Consider the following 17,018-nt stretch of genomic DNA (forward strand, 5'->3'; position numbering starts at 1 on the left):
TTTTCGATGCTTCTTTGACGCATCATGGCCTCATTCCACTGATTCAAGGAGCACGACCATGCTGCAACTGCGACCGTTCGAAAGCCTCGGCCACGCCAACCACGGCTGGCTCGACGCCCACCACCATTTCTCGTTTGCCGAGTACTACGACCCGGCGCGCATGCACTGGGGCAACCTGCGGGTGTGGAACGACGACCTGATTGCTGCCGGCAGCGGCTTCCCGCCGCACCCGCACCGCGACATGGAAATCATCACCTATGTGCGTGAAGGCGCGATCAGTCACCAGGACAGCCTGGGTAACAAAGGCCGTACCGAAGCCGGTGACGTGCAGGTGATGAGCGCCGGCACTGGCATCGTGCATAGCGAGTACAACCTGGAAGACGTCGACACGCGTATTTTCCAGATCTGGATCGTGCCGGAGCGCACCGGCGAAGCACCGCAATGGGGTACCCGGCCGTTCCCCAAAGGTGAGCGTGGCGAAGGCTTCGTGACCCTGGCCAGCGGCCGTCCGGGCGATGAGGACAGCCTGCAGATCCGCACCGATGCGCGGCTGGTGGCTGCCACCCTGCGGGCCGGCGAAACTGCCGAGTACCGCTTCGATGCCGCACGCCGGGGTTACCTGGTGCCGGCCAAGGGGCTGGTGGAGGTCAACGGGCTGCGTGCCAAGGCGCGCGATGGCGTGGCGATCGAGCAGGAGGAAGTGCTGCGGGTGACCGCCATCGAGGACAGCGAGATCGTGCTGGTGGATGTGGCCTGAGGCTTTCGCCTTGCCACGCGTTCTGTGTAGGAGCGGCCTTGTGTCGCGATGGGGCTGCGCAGCAGCCCCTCGATTTCAGCTGCGCTGCACATATCGCCGGGGCTGCTTTGCAGCCCTTTCACGACACAAGGCCGCTCCCACAGAACTGCACATGACTCATTGAATTAGCGGGGACTCTGTGGGAGCGGCTTTAGCCGCGAACACCGGCGCAGCCGGTGCCATGCACCGCGTTGTATTCTTCGCGGCTAAAGCCGCTCCCACAGGGTACGCGGACCGCTTGCGAATTCAGTTCTCTACGTGACAGCGCAGCGCAAATGCATGCCCGCATGATGACTGCATGCACTAGCCTCGTGAGGCCAGTTCGGCGAGCACCTCGGCCGAGGTAGTGACCTGGCGGAAGTGATGCTTCCACAGGTCGATGCCCATCTTGCCCGACCTGTCGAGTGAAGAGCCTATCGTCATGTCGGTGACCAGGGTAGGCATCAGCCCCGCATCGAACAGGGCAAAACCGGCGGCCAGCACGCAAGTTTCGGTCTGCAGCCCACATACCAGCACCCTCTCCACGCCCAGTTGCCGGATGTACTCGATGGCCTCTGCGCTCTGCCCGTAGCCATGCTTGACGAACACCTGGTCGGCTTCGACCAGGCTCTCGTCCTCCGCCGCCGGGTGCCAGCCGAGCTGGCGCTCGAACGGCGTGACCTGTTCATCGTGCAACTCGACCGAGGCAATGGTGGGGATGTTCGCCGACAACCGGCGCAGGCCATCGACCAGCCACTCGGGCGGGCTGAAGGTGGACTGGACATCGACAATGAGCAAAACCTGGCGCATGGGCGGATTCCGGGCATGGGCAAAGGCGCGGAGTATAACGCGATCGCCTGTGGCAAAGGCCTCAATGCCACGCTGCCTGGTTGTCCCCCTGGCGGAAGAATGCCCTCAGGTGCTCGACGAAACACGACACCTTGGCCGACAGGTTCAGGCGTTCCAGGTACACCGCATAGATATCCGCAGGCGGCGTCTGGTAATCGCCAAGCACCTCCACCAGGCGCCCGCTGCGCAGGTGATCGGCCAGGTTCCACTCGGCCCGCAACAGAATGCCCTGCCCGTCCAGCGCCCAGTTCAGGGCGACCTCGCCATCATTGGTGCTGAGGCTGCCATGCACCTTCACCGATTCGCTCTGCTTGCCGCGGCTCAGCCGCCAGATACCGAACGCGGCGTCATTCTGGCGTAACACGATGCAGTTGTGGCTGGCCAGGTCCTTCGGCGCTTCGGGGGTACCGTGGGCTTCCAGATAACCGGGCGACGCACACAATCGGCGGCGGTTGGCTGCGATCTTGCGGGCGATCAGCCGCGAGTCGGGCAGCTCGCCAAAGCGGATGGCCACGTCGATGGCGTCGTTCGGCAGGGCAATGGGGCGGTCGGTCAGGTGCAGTTGCACCTCCACTTCGGGATAGCGCTTGGCAAACGACGACACCGCCGGCCCCACATGGGTACGGCCAAAGCCCAGCGGCGCATTGACCCGCAGCAAGCCCTTGGGCTCGGCACGGCTGCTGGACACCTGCCGCTCCATTTCCTCGATCTCGTCCAATATGCGCTTGGCATTCACCAGGTAAGTCTCGCCCTCGGCGGTAAGGCTGATGCTGCGTGTGGTGCGGTTTAGCAGGCGCACGCCCAGGCGCTGTTCCAGCTGCGCCAGGCGCTTGGAGACCGCTGGCGGGGTCAGGTTCAGTTCGCGAGCGGTGCCCGCCAGGCTACCCACCCTGATCAGCTGGGTGAAGAACGCCAGCTCCGATACCGGATTCATAATTAACCTGAGGGAAACAATGAGTTGAATTTCATTGTATTACAGCATTTTTGAAAAACCATTACCTTTTGCCCTGCGTGATTAACCACAAGAAAGCTGGGCTCTTCGGCCGCCAAGGCTAGGTGTGACCTGCACCCTCACGAGCAGCCCGGCCGCCAGATAAATCCGACTCACAACAATAATTCGGAGACGGCAATGGCCAAGCGATTGTTCGGCAAGCTCTACGTACAGGTATTGATCGGCGTAACCCTCGGGGTGCTGATCGGGGTGTTCTGGCCGCAGGTTGGCGCTGATCTGAAGCCCGTCGGTGATGCCTTCATCAAACTGATCAAGATGGTCTTCGCCCCGATCATCTTCGCCACGGTGGTGCTGGGCATCGCCAAGATGGAAAACATGAAGGAACTCGGTCGCGTCGGCGTACGCGCGCTGATCTACTTCGAAGTGCTGTCCACCTTTGCCCTGGTGCTTGGGCTGGTGGTGGTCAATATCGTGCAGCCCGGCCAGGGCATGAACGTCGACCCCGCCACCCTCGATGCCAAAAGTATCTCCACCTACACCGCCGCGGCAGCCGGCAACAGCGGCGGCTTCATCGACTTCCTGCTGCATGTGATACCCGGCAGCGTGACCGATGCCTTCGCCAAGAACGAGATCCTGCCGATCCTGCTGTTCAGCACGCTGTTCGGCATCGCCCTCTCCCACCTGGGCCCGCGCGGCAAGCCGATGGTGGATGTGCTGGAAGCGTTCTCCCACGGCATGTTCTTCATCGTCGGCATGATCATGCGCGTGGCACCGCTGGCCGCCTGCGGGGCCATGGCCTTCACCGTGGGCAAGTACGGGCTGGGCTCGATCGTTTCGCTGGGCAAGCTGATGGCGACCATGTACCTGACCTGCTTCCTGTTCGTGGTGGTGGTGCTGGGCGCCATTGCCCGGCTGTGCGGCTTCAACCTGTGGAAGTTCCTCAAGTACCTCAAGGAAGAACTGTTCACGGTGCTGGGTACCAGCTCATCCGAGTCGGTAGTGCCACAACTGATGAACAAGCTGGAAAAGGTTGGCGTGTCCAAGCCTGTGGTCGGCCTGGTGATCCCTTCGGGCCTCACCTTCAACCCGGACGGCCAGTGCATCTACTACACCATGGCCGCCATCTTCATCGCCCAGGCCACCAACACACCGTTGACCCTGATGGACCAACTGATCGTGCTGGGTGTGCTGCTGCTCACCTCCAAAGGCTCTGCCGGCGTAACCGGCTCGGGCTTCATCACCCTGGCCGCGACCCTGGCGACCATGGACAACATCCCGGTGGCCGGCATGGTCCTGCTGCTGGGCGTGGACCGCTTCATGTCCGAAGCCCGGGCCATCACCAACACCATCGGCAACGCGGTCGGCACCGTGGCCATCGCCAACTGGGTGGGTGCGCTGGACAAGCAGCGTATGGCCAAGGCCCTGGACGGCCAGTTGCCGACCGAACCCGAACCCGAGGCCGCGGCTCCGCACCCCGCCCTTGCACGCATGGAGGCCGGCACCCCCGCACCCTGACCTTTCGAAAACCAGCAAAAAGAACCCGCCTTGTGATGCAGTGAGGAAATAATCATGGACAAAGAAACAGCCGTGTCATCGCTTACCGACGTGATGGCCAAGTTCACCGCCTATATCGGCAAGCGCCTGCCCCGCGACGTCAAGGAAAAAACCGCCAAGTTGCGCGCCGCCGAAACCAACCCGCTGGCCATCGCCGTGTACGACTCGATGGCCGATAACCAGGAATACGCCGACAAGCTCAACCGGCCAAGCTGCCAGGACACCGGCGTCATCCAGTACTTCGTCTCGGCAGGCGCGCGCTTCCCGCTGCTGGGCGAGATGGAAGGCATCCTCGAGAACGCCACCAGGGAAGCCACCATCCAGGGGCCGCTGCGCCACAATGCGGTGGAAACCTTCATCGAGAAGAACACCGGCACCAATACCGGCTCGAAAATCCCGTGGCTGGACTGGGAAATCATCCCCGATGCCGACTACGCCATCGTCGACGTGTACATGGCCGGCGGTGGCTGCACCCTGCCGGGTTCGGCCAAGGTACTGATGCCAGGGCAAGGCTATGAAGGGGTGACCGAGTTCGTCTTCGATGTCATTACCTCACGCGGTGTCAACGCCTGCCCGCCACTGCTGGTGGGTGTAGGGGTTTCGACCTCGGTGGAGACGGCGGCACGCCTGTCGAAGAAGGCCATCCTGCGCGAAGTGGACTCCAGCCACCCCAACGAAAGCGCGGCGATGATGGAAAAGTTGCTGGAGGAAGGCCTCAACGAAATCGGTATCGGCCCGCAGGGGCTGACCGGCAACAGCAGCGTGATGGGCGTGAACATCGAGTCTTCGGCCCGCCACCCGTCCACCATCGGTGTGGCGGTATCCACCGGCTGCTGGGCGCACCGCCGCGGCAAGATCCGCATCAACGCCGACCTGTCCTACGACATCCTCTCGCACGAAGGGGTAGTACTGTGAAGAAAATCCTGAGCACACCAATCAGCGACGAAGACCTGGCCAACCTCAACGTGGGCGATGTGGTCTACCTCACCGGCCAACTGGTGACCTGCCGTGACGTTGCCCACCGCCGGCTCATCGAGCTGGGCCGCGAGCTGCCGGTCGACTTGCGTGGCGGCGCGATTTTCCACGCAGGCCCCATCGTCAGGAAGAAGGATGATGGCAGCTTCGAGATGGTCTCCATTGGCCCGACCACCAGCATGCGCATGGAAAAGTTCGAGAAACAGTTCATCGAGCAGACCGGCGTCAAGCTGATCGTCGGCAAGGGCGGCATGGGCCCGGAGACCACGACCGGTTGCCTGGAGAACAAGGCAGTGCATGCAGTGTTCCCGGGCGGTTGCGCGGTGCTGGCGGCGACCCAGGTGGAAGAGATCGAGCGTGCGGAATGGCAGGACCTGGGCATGCCGGAGACCCTGTGGGTGAACCGCGTGCGCGAGTTCGGCCCGTTGATCATTTCCATCGACACCAAGGGCAACAACCTGTTCGAGCAGAACAAGGCCCGGTTCAACGAACGCAAGGGGGCGGTGATCGAGAAGATCAACAGCCAGGTGCGGTTCATTAAGTAAGCGCGTGCGACATCGGCCGCTATGCGGCCCAATCGCAGGCTAGCCAGCTCCCACAGGGGTATCACCAAGCCTGAGGGCAGTGATATCCCTGTAGGAGCGGGCTTGCCCGCGAATGGGCCGCAGAGCGGCCCTTGCTGCGTCCTCCCAGGCCCTCAACCTGCCAGGTTGAAGTCCGCTACGGTCACCGTAGTTGCATCCGCCACCCCCACCAGGCGGATGGAGTCGGTAGCACCGATGCTGACCAGCGTGTCATTGCCGACATCGGCGATGGTGACGTTGGCGGCAAAGGTGGCCGCGGTAATGTTGAGAGCAGAGATATCCAGCCGGTCCTGGCCACCTTGCGGGACTGCATCGAAGTTGATGATCAGGTCATTGCCGAAGCCGGCAGCGAACTGGAAGACATCATTGCCGTCGGAGGCCATCATCGTGTCGTCGCCGGCACCGCCCACGACGGTATCGTTACCCGCCGCACCGTTGAGGAAGTCATTGCCGGCACCACCCTGCAAGGTGTCATTGCCAACGCCACCAAACAGCGTGTCATTACCATCGCCACCCTGCAGCACATCGACGCCGTTGCCGCCGTCAAGGTTGTCATCGCCGGCACCACCCTGCAGGTTATCGTTGCCGGTATCGCCGAACAGCGAGTCGTTGCCGCCACCGCCGTCGAGGGTGTCGTCGCCAGCGCCGCCATTCAGGGTGTCGGTGCCCAGGCCACCGAGCAACTGGTCGTTGCCGCCATCGCCGTTGAGGGTGTCGTTACCTGCCGCGCCGGTAATGATGTTGGCCAGGCCATTGCCGGTACCGGTGAAGTTGCCCGCCCCGATATAGGTCAGGTTCTCGACGTTGGCCCCCAGCGTGTAGCTGGCCGCCGTGGCACGCACGGTATCCGTACCGGCAGCCGTAGCCTCGACCACCACATCCCCGGCGTTGTCCACCACATAGGTGTCGTTGCCCAGGCCACCGACCAGGCGGTCGATACCGGCACCGCCATCGAGCAGGTCATTGCCAGCACCACCGGTGATGGTGTTGGCCAGCGTGTTGCCGGTACCCGTGAAGTTGCCTGCGCCGGTAAAGGTCAGGTTTTCGACGTTGGCACCCAGGGTGTAGCTGGCAAGGGCGGTCTGCACCAGGTCGACACCGCCGTTCAGCGCCTCGCTCACGGTATCGCCGAGGTTGTCGACCACGAAGGTATCGTCGCCTGCACCGCCAACCATGGCATCCGCACCAAGCCCGCCGTTGAGGGTGTCGTTGCCGGCACCGCCGTCGAGGCTGTCGGGGTCGTTACCCCCATTGAGGATGTCGTTTCCATCACCGCCGAACAGTTGGTCGGCGCCGCCGAGGCCGTTGAGCACATCGTTGCCGCCCAGCCCCGAGAGCGTGTCGTTGCCCGCACCACCGGTCAGGGTGTTGGCCCCGGCAGTACCGACCAGCACCACGCCTGGCGGCGGCACCACCGCCGCAGTCGCTGCCGAGGTCAGCGTTTCCAGGGTGCCGAAGGCGTCGGTGTAGCTCACGACCACCCGCAACTGCCGGTTACCCTGTTCGAAGCCCGGAGTGAAGGTTGCAGCAGTGGCACCCGCGATGTTGCTGAAGGTGCCGCCAATGTTCTGCTGCCACTGGAAGCTGAACGCGCCCAGCCCATCCAGGTCGGCGATACTGCCGGTGAGCGCGGTCAGCGTCTGGCCCTGGTCTGGCGTGGTGTCGCTGATCAGCACGGCACCGGTGGGCGCATCGTTGACGTTGGCCACCGGGTCGAGGATGTCGGAGGCAATGCTTTCCTGCACACCGAAGTCATCCACGTAGCTGACCACCACCCGCATGTTCTGCCCCACCTGGTTCTGGGTAAGGAGGAAGGTGCTGTTGATGGCGCCAGCAATGTCGACCCAGCCGGTACCCCGGTTGGACTGCCACTGGAAGGTGAACCGCGGGTTGCTCAGGCCGTCGGCATCGACAATGGTTGCCGGGTTGGCGGTGAGCGTCTGGTTCTGCACCAGCAGCCCGGTCACGGTAGGCCCGGCAGTCGGCGCGTTGTTCGGCGCCGAATCGACGATTTCCAGCGTGCCCTTGGTGTCCTGGTACACCGCGCGTACGCGGATGTTCAGCCCCGCCACATCATCCGTGACCCGGTAGGTGGTACCGACAGCTCGCGAAACCTCGCCGGCAGCAACGAAGGTGATGTCTTCATAGACCCCCGAACCTGGCAGGGTCTCTACTTGCCAGTAGTACGCCACCGGGCCGGTGATCGCACCGGTCAGGTTGGTTGCGCTGACATTGTCCGCGTCATGTACCGCCAGCGGGGTAACCCGCAGCAGCTGGCCGCTTACCGGTGTGTCGTCACGCACGCCGGTGGCAGCGTCAAGGATCACCAGGCTGCCGGTGGGGCCGGCGTTGACGGCGGTACCCACACCGGAGGCTTGCGAGCCATCCGAGAACTGCAGGCGCTCGATGCCGGTCAGGCGGTCGACACCATCACGCCCGGCCACCGAGTCGGTGACGATCACCGAGTTGCCATCGACCACCACGCTGTAGTCGCTGGCCACCCCCGAGTACACCGCCGTGTCGTAGCTGTCGGCGCCGTTGAGGATTTCGCGAACGATCACCAGCTGGCCCGGGTTGTAGGTGCCTTTGAGCATCAGCGGCACCATCGGCTCCATGCTGTCGAAGCTGGCGATTTCCGGGCCGGTGCCGTCGCTGTTGGCGCGCACGCTGATGCGCACGTTCAGCCACTTGTCACCGTCGAGGATGTCGTCGCCGCCGCGGCCTTCGATCAGGTCGCTACCACTGCCACCGAGGATGATGTTGCCACCATCGTAGAACGTTGCACCGGCGGCCAGCAGGCTGGACAGGCCGTTGATCAGGCTGATGTTGGTCAGTACGCTGCCGTTGGCGCCATTGGTCGGCAAGGTAGCAGAGGTTTCGCTGTCACCACGCAGGAAGTCGCCATGAGCCGACCCCGACAGGCCTTCCATGATGTCGAAGCGCACCAGCGCAGACGCGCCCGAACCCGGTACCGGCGGCACATTGAAGAAGCGGTCGCTGAAGTCGACAGTCACGCCCTGGGCCAGGCCCTTGAAGGTTGCCCAGTCGTAGCCGGAACCACCGATGTAGCGGTCACCGAAGCCCAGGCTGCCGACCATGATGTCGTCACCGCCTTCACCGTTGAACTTGTCGTTCTCGTTGCCACCGATGAACACGTCGTTGCCGATGACCGGGTCGTTGCCGAGCGGGTCGAAGTTGTCGCCAGGCGCACCGTCCGAGGTGCCCTTCTCGATCCAGTCGTCACCTTCGTTGCCCATGTCCTGCTCGTTGGCCTTGCTGCCCAGGATGAAGTCGTTGCCCTGGCCGCCAATGGCTTCGGAGGCGTCCTCACCGGTAACGATGAAGTCGTTGCCGAAACCGCCGATGATCAGGTTGACGCCATTACCGCCGTGCAGCACATCGTTGCCGTCGCCGCCCTGGATGTTGTCGTCACCACCCATGTCGCTGATGATGTCGTCGCCGGCACCACCACGCAGTTGGTCGTTGCCGTCGCCACCCTCGATGCGGTCGTTGCCGCCATCGCCCCAGACAGTGTCGTCACCCTCGCTGGAAACCAGGATGTCGTCACCGTTGGTGCCACCCAGCACGATATGCTGGTCACCGGCATAGCGGATGTAGTTGGTGTCCGGGCCTGCCGTCAGCGGGCTGTCGCGGAACACCACCTGCTCGCCGTTTTCGCCCACTGGGTCGGCATTGCCCAGGCCTTCGTTGAACTGCTTGCTCTGGTCCACTTCCAGGTAGAAGCCAACGTCGGAGAACACCAGGCCCGGCAGGTGGGTGGCCGAGGTGTTGGCCATGATCAGCTTGGCGAACGAGTTGCTTTCCAGCTCGGCGTTCATCGACAGGCCGGCGGTGCGCTCCAGGTAGTAGAAACGGTCGCCGTCCTGCAGTTTCTCCATCTGGTTTTCGAACACGAAGTTGAACGTGCTGCCCAGCATGCCGCCGAACGGGGTTTTCGCCTCCGCCAGGCCACCAATCCACAGGTCGATGGCATCGACACCGGTCACGGTCACTGCCCGCAGGTCATCGACGGTGCCGAGCACGCCATCCTTGCCAGGCAGGGTGACGTTGGCGTAGGCGCCGGTGCTGTTGAGGAAGTCCAGGCGATCGGCTGGCGCGCCGTCGCCGCCGAACACCAGGGCCATGGCCGCCGCGCGTTTCTCCAGCAACGTGGTGGCCCCGGTGATGGTGCTGTGGGTGCCGTAGGCCGCGATGAAGTTGATCAACGACTCCGGATGCTTCAGGTGCTGCACCAGGTCGACCCAGCTGGTGTACGGCTTGAGCTGGGTATCGCCGGTTTGCGCGTAGATATCACGCCGTACAGCGTTCAGCGAAGGGATACCGACGTCGCGGCCCCGAGCGATGTTGATCGCCGGCAGGTCCAGCGGCAGGCCGAGCAGGTTGTTGCGCAGCGCCTCGGTGACGAACTCATCGATTTCGTTACCGGCCTGGCGGGTGACCCCGCGCACGATGGCGCTGGTGGCATCCTCGGGGGTGACGCCACTGGCGGCATACGCCAGCGGGTTGAGGAACGCCGCGATCAGGCCCAGTTGCTGGTCGGGGTTGGCGCTGGCCGGGTCGCTGATGACGGTGAAGTCGACGTCGAAGCGGTCGACGGTTTCGGTCAGCATCGAGTGGCCGAAGCGGTACACGGTGTGGGCGAATTCGGCCACGATCGACGCATCGAGGTCGACGTCATACACCTGGGTCGGGGCGAAGAACAGGTCGACCCGCGGCTGCACGGTCCGGGCGAACTCCTCGAACACCAGGTGCTGGTACTGCATCTCGGTACCGAACTTGGCGGCCTGGAACAGCCGCTCGCCATTCCACACCAGTGCGTCGATCTCGGCCTGGTTGGCCGGCAGCGCGCTCAACGGGTTGAGCAGCCACTCGTTGATGAAGGCCAGGTCACCCGAGTCGAGCACGGTGTCCATGGTCTGCGCCACCAGCCGGTTGTGCTCGGAGTGGAAGATCGCATGCACGGCGGTCAGGCCGATGTTCTCGTTGACCCTGCCGTCGCCGGCGATGTAGTGCGCATCGAGCAGCTCGTTGTCGTAGGCCAGGTTGGCGCCAGTCTGCGGGTTCACCGGCACGGCGTTGCCGACATCGGTATCAGCATCAGGCACCAGCACGCCATTGCTGAACACCGGCACGGCATTGTGGGCGATGTCGGCAAGGAACTGGTGACCGGTACGCACGGCATTGGTCAGGTCGATCGGCGCCAGCGGGTTGCCTTCGACCTGCTGATCGTCGGCCGTGCCGGCAATGCCGTCGGCGCCTTTCATGATCACCATCGGGAAGCCGTTGGGCCCCTTGATGAAGTTGCCGTAGGCATCGGTTGCCAGCAGCGGTACGTTGTCGACGTCGGCATCGGTCAGGTTGATACCCAGTACGTCACGAGCCTGGGCCTTGACCACCTTCCATGTCGCCATGCCGCCGATTTCGGTGTCGTCCGCGGTGCCGTATTTGCCATCTGCCCCCAGGTCACGGTTGGTGATCAGGCGGCCGGTGGCGACGGGGGCACCGTCGACCGTCACATAGGCGCGCAGGAACACCTGGTGTGAGGGGTGCGAGCTGTAGGTCTGGTTCTGGTCCACGAACGGCGAGGTGGTATTGGTGTGCTCGTGGATATCGTCGGCCGTGCCAAGCACGCCGTCCGGCCCAGGCTGGTTGGTCGCACGTGTCACCACCATGAAGTTGGTGAAACCGCCCTCCACGTACAGCGGGTCATCCGGTTGCAGCGGGATGTAGATGGTGCCCGAGCCCCCCTTGGTGACCAGGTCCAGACCATGGTCGAAGAACTGCCCAAAGAAGGTCATCCAGGCGTTGAACGGCGCGGACAGGCCGGCATCGGCGGCGGTGTTCTCGAACAGGTATACGTCGTGATCGTCGTCGGTGCCGAACTGGCCGTCCAGGCCCGGGCTGGCGACAATGCGCACGCCGTCCTTGAGCACGTCGTCATTGCCCTCGACGCCGAAGTTGAGCACGCCGTCCGCACCCGGATCATACGCGGTGGCATAGGCCGCCGGGTTGTTGGAGGTCTGGTCGACGATCAGGTTACTGATGGTGCGCGGCTGCGAGTCGAATACCGGGCCACTGGTCTGCTGGTACGACGAGCCCGGAATGGCCGGCGAGCCAGGGCCGAAGAAGCCGGCCGGTGCACCTTCGGCCGGGTTGAACACCGGGTCGGTCACGCGCGGGAAGACGTTATCGGCCGCACCGAATTCGGTGTTGTTGATGCCGTTGAGGTTCATCAGGTTGTTGTTCGAACCATCCACCGCCCGCAGGCCGAGTGGCGCACGAATGTTGGGCAGCAGCGAGAGGATGTCTGCCCCATTGGCGTCGGCCTCGGCGATCTTGATCTGCTCGAGGATGAAGTTGAGGTCGGAGCGCACCATGTGCAGCCCGGCACCACCTGCCGTGGCATCCACCACCGGCGTGGCTGGAGTCGGTACCACAGGCGCGCCCGGTTGCACCACGGTGGTGGGCTGGGAGAACAGCACTTCGGTGGTGCCATGGGCATCCTGGTAGATCGCCTTGACCCGCAACGACAACCCGGCCAGGTCCGGCGACACCTTGAACGTGGTGCCGTCGGCGCTCTGGAACGCCAGGTCGCCTGCCGGCAGCAGGATGATGTCTTCGAACACACCGCTGCCCGGGGTGGCCTCGAACTGCCAGTAGTACGACACCGAACGGTCGGCGAGCGTGCCAAGCGGGTTGCCGGCACTGATGTTGTCGGCATCCCGCACGCCGGCCACGTTTACCGTAAGGAGATCGCCCACGGTAATCGCGCCGCCGTTGTTATCAGTAACGGCCGGGCTGCCGACAGGCTGCGCATTCAGCCCTTCCACCAGCACCCGCTGGCTGTCGGCGAACTGCAGGCGCTCGATGTGCAGCAGGGTATCGACGCCATCGCGGCCGGCCACGTTGTCGGTCACCGTCCAGACATCATCGGAAGTGTCCAGCGTACCTTTGGTGTTCTGCGTCACCGTGTACTCGCTCTGCAGCCCCGAGAACACTGCCGTGTCGAAGGCTGCGCCACCGGTCGAGGTGCCGGGCAGGATTTCCCGCACGGCCTTCAACTGGCCAGGGTTGTAGGTGCGGTCGAGCATGAACGGAATCATGTCGACCATGCTGTCGAAGCTGGCGATTTCAGGGCCGGTGTGGTTGACGTCTCCCGGCGCGTACACGGCGATGCGCACGTTGAGCCACTTGTCGCCGTCGATCAGGTCATCACCGCCACGGCCTTCGATCAGGTCGCTGCCGTTGCCGCCGAGCATGATGTTACCGGTGGCAAAGCCGGTGGTCGGCAACCCGGCATCGGCCAGGAACTGCTGCAGGCCACGGATCAGCGCCACGTTGGTCAGCGCACTACCGGTAGCACCACCATGGTTGAGGATGGTCACGGCATCGACATTATCGCCCTTGAGCACATCGGCGAAGTTCGAACCGGACACGCCCTCGACCTCGGCGAAGCGGTCGAGGATTGAGGCCGGCGAGGCGCCGACCGGGTTGAAAATACCGGTGTTCTGGTTCGGTGCGTTGCCATGAGGCTGAGCCAGGGCGGCCAGGGTCAGGTCGACGGTGACGCCGACCTGGTCATTCTTGTTGGTAATCCAGTCGAAACCGGACATGCCATCCATCTTGTCCTGGGCATCGCTGCCGACAAAGATGTCATCGCCACCCTCGCCGATCATTTCGTCGAAGCCGCCACCACCGACGAAGATGTCGTTGCCGACCACTTCGTCACCCAGCAGCGGCGCAAAGTTGTCGCCGGGCGCACCGTCCTGGGTGCCCTTCTCGATCCAGTCGTCACCCTCGTTGCCGGTCGGTGGCAGGTTGGTCTTGGCGCCGAGAATGAAGTCGTCGCCCTGGCCGCCGAAGGTGGTGCTGATGTCTTCGGTGGTGATGATGAAGTCCTGGCCGTTGCCGCCCAGGATCAGGTTGCCGGCGGCCAGCATGCTGCCGGCAACGATCACGTCGTTGCCATCGTTGCCTTCCAGGCGGTTGTCGCCGAAGGAGTCGGTGATGATGTCGTCACCAGCGCCGCCCAGTACGGCATCGTTGCCAGCGCCGCCCTCGAGCAGGTCATTGCCTCCATCGCCATACAGCGTGTCGTCGCCTTCGCCGGCGATGATGATGTCGGCGCCAGCAGTACCGCCCAGCACAACGTGATCTTCACCGGTGTAGTGCAGGTAGTTTGTGTCTGGCCCGGTATCGGGGGTATTGACGGTATCGGGGTTGTCGCGGATCACCAGCGACACCACCTCGACGCCGTTGATCATGATGCCGCCCGTCGGGTCGGCCCGGCCGTCTGCACCCAGGCCGGTGAACTGCTTGGTCTGGTCCACTTCCAGGGTGAAGGTGGGCGTGAGGAACACGGTGTTGGACAGGTGGGTGACATCGGAGTTGAGCATGATCAGCTTGGCGAAGGAGTTGTTCTCCAGTTCGGTGCCGAAGTTCATGCCCGCCGTACGCGACAGGTAGTAGAACCGATCGCCGTTCTGCAGGGCTTCCAGCTGGGTTTCGAAGACGAAGTTGAAGCTGGAGCCGAGCATGCCGCCGAATGGCATTTTCTGCTCGGCCAGGCCGCCGACCCAGAAGTCGATGGCATCGACACCGGTCACGGTCACCCCGGTGATGTCATCGGCGGTGCCGGCGATGCCGTCGGCGCCGGCCAGTGTCACGTTGGCATAGGCGCCGGTGCCGTTGAGGAAGGCCAGACGGTCCTCTGGCGCGCCGTCACCGCCAAGCACCAGCGCCACGGCGGCGGCGCGCTTGGCCGCTTCGGTGTCCGCTCCGGTGATGGTGGCGTGGGTACCGTAGGCGGCGATGAAGTTGATCAGCGACGCCGGGTGCTTGAGGTGGTCGGCAAAGTCGGCCCAGCTGATGTAGGGCTTGAGCTGGCTGTCGCCAGTCATGGCGTAGAACTCGCGGCGCGCCTCGTTCAGGGTGGGGATGCCGGTGTCACGGCCACGCGCGATGTTCAGCGCAGGCAGGTCCAGTGGCAGGCCGAGCAGGTTGTTGCGCAGCGCTTCGGTGACGAACTCGTCGATTTCGTTGCCCAACTGGCGGGTGACACCGCGGATGATCGCACCGGCCGCTTCATCGGCAGTGGCGCCACTGCCGGCGAATGCCAGCGGGTTGAGGAAAGCAGCGATCAGGCCCAGCTGCGGGTCGTCATTCACCGTGGCGAACGTCGGGTCGTAGCGGTCGACGGTTTCGGTCAGCATCGAGTGGCCGAAGCGGTAAACCACGTGGGCGAACTCGGCGAGGATGGCCGGGTCGATCGAGGTGTCATAGCCGTTGGGGGCGAGAAACTCGTCGATCTGCGGCTGAATGGTGCGGGCGAACTCCTCGAACACCAGGTGCTGGTACTGCATTTCGGTGCCGAACTTGGCAGCCTGGAACAGCCGCTCGCCGTCCCATACCAGCGCGGCGATTTCGGCGGGCGTGGTGGGGATGGCAGCGACGTCATCGATCAGCCACTGGTTGAGAAACGCCAGGTCACCGGCGGCCAGCAGGGTGTCCTTGGTCTGCTGCACCAGGCGGTTGTGCTCGGAGTGGAACACGTGGTGCACGGCGGTCAGGCCGATGTTCTCGTTCACCCGGCCGTCGCCGGCGATGTAGTGGGCGTCGAGCAGTTCGTTGTCATAGGTCAGGTTGTTGCCGCCAGGCCCGGTTGGCTGCGCGTTGCCAACGGCAATATCGGCGTCGGCCTGCAGCACACCGTTCACGATCACCGGCGCGGCGTTGTGGGCGATGTCGTCAAGGAAGCCATGCCCGGTGCTCACGGCATTGGCCAGGCTGATAGGCGCGTCGCGGTTGCCTTCGACCAGCGTGGTGACGTCGTCGGCGGTACCGGCAATGCCGTCGGCACCATTGTTCACGCGCATCACCACCTGCGGCATGCCGTTGGGCCCACGCAGGAAGTTGCCGTAGGGGTCGGTGGCCAGCAGTGGCACGCTGTGCACATCGGCGTCGGTCAGGTTGATACCCAGCAGGTCGCGGGCCTGGGCCTTGACCACTGCCCAGGTGGCCATGCCACCGCTTTCACCATTGCCATCGTCGGCGGTGCCGAAGCGGCCATCGGCGCCCAGGTCACGGTTGGTTATCAACCGCCCGGTGGCTACCGGGTCGCCTGCGGCATTGAGCGTGTATTCACGCAGGAACACCTGGTGCGAGGGGTGCGAGCTGTAGGTCTGGCTCTGGTCGACGAACGGCGAGGTAGTGTTGGTCTGGCCATCGTCGGCAGTACCCACCACACCATCGGCGCCTGCAGTACGCACGGCGCGCGGCAGCACCATGAAGTTGGTCGGGCTACCTTCGACGTACAGCGGGTCGTCCGGCTGCAGCGGGATGAACACGACGTCGGTGCTGCTCTTGGTAACCAGGTCCAGGCCGTGGTCGAAGAACTGGCCGAAGAAGGTCATCCAGGCGTTGAAGCCGGCGGTCAGGCCGACGTCGGGCGACACGTTGGGGATGAAGAACACCTCCGTGTCGTCAGCGGTGCCGAATACCCCGTCGATGCCGGGGCTGATCACCGGGGCGGCGCCGCCATTGGCTTCGACCGCTGCCGGGTTGTTCGCCGTCTGGTCGACGATCAGGTTGCTGATGGTGCGTGGTTGCGAGTCGATGACCGTGCCGGTGCCGGCATAGTCGCCGGTGAAGGATGGGCTGAGCAGGCGCAGGAACGAATTGTCGGCGGCGCCGAACTCGCTCTGCCCGGTCACCAGGTTGTTGTAGCTGCCGTCCACGGTACGCAGGCCGAACGGCACCTGGCTGTTGGGCAGCAGGTCGATCAGGCTGGCGCCATCAGCATGCGCTTCGGCGATGAAGATCTGCTGGAGGATGAACTCCAGGTCCGACTTGCTGAAATCTGCCATTTCAATTGCCCTCGATCTGTCGGGAGATGACTCAGGGCAACAGGGTCCTTCCCGCGCCCAGTCAATGTGACGTGCGCAGTTTCTGATTCTGGGTTCTGGGACAGTTGGGCACTACGGTGCTGCGTTATCGCCACTGGCCTCATCGCCGGCAAGCAGGCTCCCACAGGAACGGCGGGAACCTTGTAAATGGTGCGATACAGGTTGGTACCGCACACACATCGACCCCAGCTCGCACAGGGTCCGAATACTTCAGACTAAAGTCGTAGAAGAAAAGCTTGTCAATATCCCGTCAAAAATTCATGCAACGCTGACAATGCTATACAACTTGCTGTTTTTCATGGCACTTATGAAAAGTTCAAAGTTTTTATAGAGCAAAACGATATTACCGAGTGTTTCACTGCAACCTACGCTCCAGCATGTGGGAGCAACGCAGCGTTTTGGAC

The 17,018-nt window shown here is 63.6% G+C and carries 7 protein-coding genes; 4 read left to right on the top strand and 3 right to left on the bottom strand.

What is annotated here, in order from left to right:
- The first annotated feature begins 58 nt into the window (after positions 1-58).
- Positions 59-757 (top strand): pirin family protein, encoded by a 699-nt coding sequence (locus tag RR51_RS09740; protein ID WP_039613351.1) that lies wholly within the window; start codon positions 59-61, stop codon positions 755-757.
- A gap of 342 nt (positions 758-1,099) precedes the next feature.
- Here RR51_RS09740 and RR51_RS09745 read toward each other — a convergent pair whose 3' ends face one another.
- A complete protein-coding gene (locus RR51_RS09745; protein WP_039613352.1) occupies positions 1,100-1,585 on the bottom strand; it encodes an isochorismatase family protein in 486 nt (161 codons plus the stop codon).
- A 61-nt stretch (positions 1,586-1,646) separates the two neighbouring features.
- On the bottom strand, positions 1,647-2,558 hold the full coding sequence (locus tag RR51_RS09750; protein ID WP_039613353.1) for a LysR substrate-binding domain-containing protein: 912 nt from the start codon (positions 2,556-2,558) through the stop codon (positions 1,647-1,649).
- Between the two features lie 195 nt (positions 2,559-2,753).
- Here RR51_RS09750 and RR51_RS09755 point away from each other — a divergent pair, with 195 nt between their 5' ends.
- The 3 genes from RR51_RS09755 to ttdB are packed head-to-tail and all read left to right on the top strand — an operon-like array spanning position 2,754 to position 5,650.
- Positions 2,754-4,091, top strand: a complete 1,338-nt coding sequence (locus RR51_RS09755) for a dicarboxylate/amino acid:cation symporter (RefSeq protein WP_023661378.1) — start codon at positions 2,754-2,756, stop codon at positions 4,089-4,091.
- Positions 4,092-4,145: 54 nt separating this feature from the next.
- Complete coding sequence (gene ttdA / locus RR51_RS09760) at positions 4,146-5,045, top strand: L(+)-tartrate dehydratase subunit alpha (RefSeq protein ID WP_013972067.1); 900 nt, start codon at positions 4,146-4,148, stop codon at positions 5,043-5,045.
- Positions 5,042-5,650: a L(+)-tartrate dehydratase subunit beta gene (gene ttdB / locus RR51_RS09765; RefSeq protein WP_003259286.1), complete on the top strand. Its 609-nt coding sequence runs from the start codon at positions 5,042-5,044 to the stop codon at positions 5,648-5,650. Before ttdA ends, ttdB begins: the two co-directional genes overlap by 4 nt.
- 152 nt (positions 5,651-5,802) lie before the next feature.
- On the opposite strand, the gene RR51_RS09770 is transcribed toward ttdB, so the two are convergent.
- Entirely contained in the window at positions 5,803-16,575 is a 10,773-nt protein-coding gene (locus RR51_RS09770; RefSeq protein ID WP_039613354.1) for a peroxidase family protein, read from the bottom strand.
- Positions 16,576-17,018: the final 443 nt, after the last annotated feature.

The organism is Pseudomonas sp. C5pp (assembly GCF_000814065.1).
In the GTDB taxonomy this organism is placed as follows: domain Bacteria; phylum Pseudomonadota; class Gammaproteobacteria; order Pseudomonadales; family Pseudomonadaceae; genus Aquipseudomonas; species Aquipseudomonas asiatica.

Excerpts from the sequence above, each read along its gene's own strand:
- RR51_RS09740 (WP_039613351.1), top strand. The coding sequence starts at position 59 with ATGCTGCAACTGCGACCGTTCGAAAGCCTCGGCCACGCCAACCACGGC.
- RR51_RS09770 (WP_039613354.1), bottom strand. The coding sequence starts at position 16,575 with ATGGCAGATTTCAGCAAGTCGGACCTGGAGTTCATCCTCCAGCAGATC.
- RR51_RS09750 (WP_039613353.1), bottom strand. The coding sequence starts at position 2,558 with ATGAATCCGGTATCGGAGCTGGCGTTCTTCACCCAGCTGATCAGGGTG.
- ttdA (WP_013972067.1), top strand. The coding sequence starts at position 4,146 with ATGGACAAAGAAACAGCCGTGTCATCGCTTACCGACGTGATGGCCAAG.
- RR51_RS09745 (WP_039613352.1), bottom strand. The coding sequence starts at position 1,585 with ATGCGCCAGGTTTTGCTCATTGTCGATGTCCAGTCCACCTTCAGCCCG.
- RR51_RS09755 (WP_023661378.1), top strand. The coding sequence starts at position 2,754 with ATGGCCAAGCGATTGTTCGGCAAGCTCTACGTACAGGTATTGATCGGC.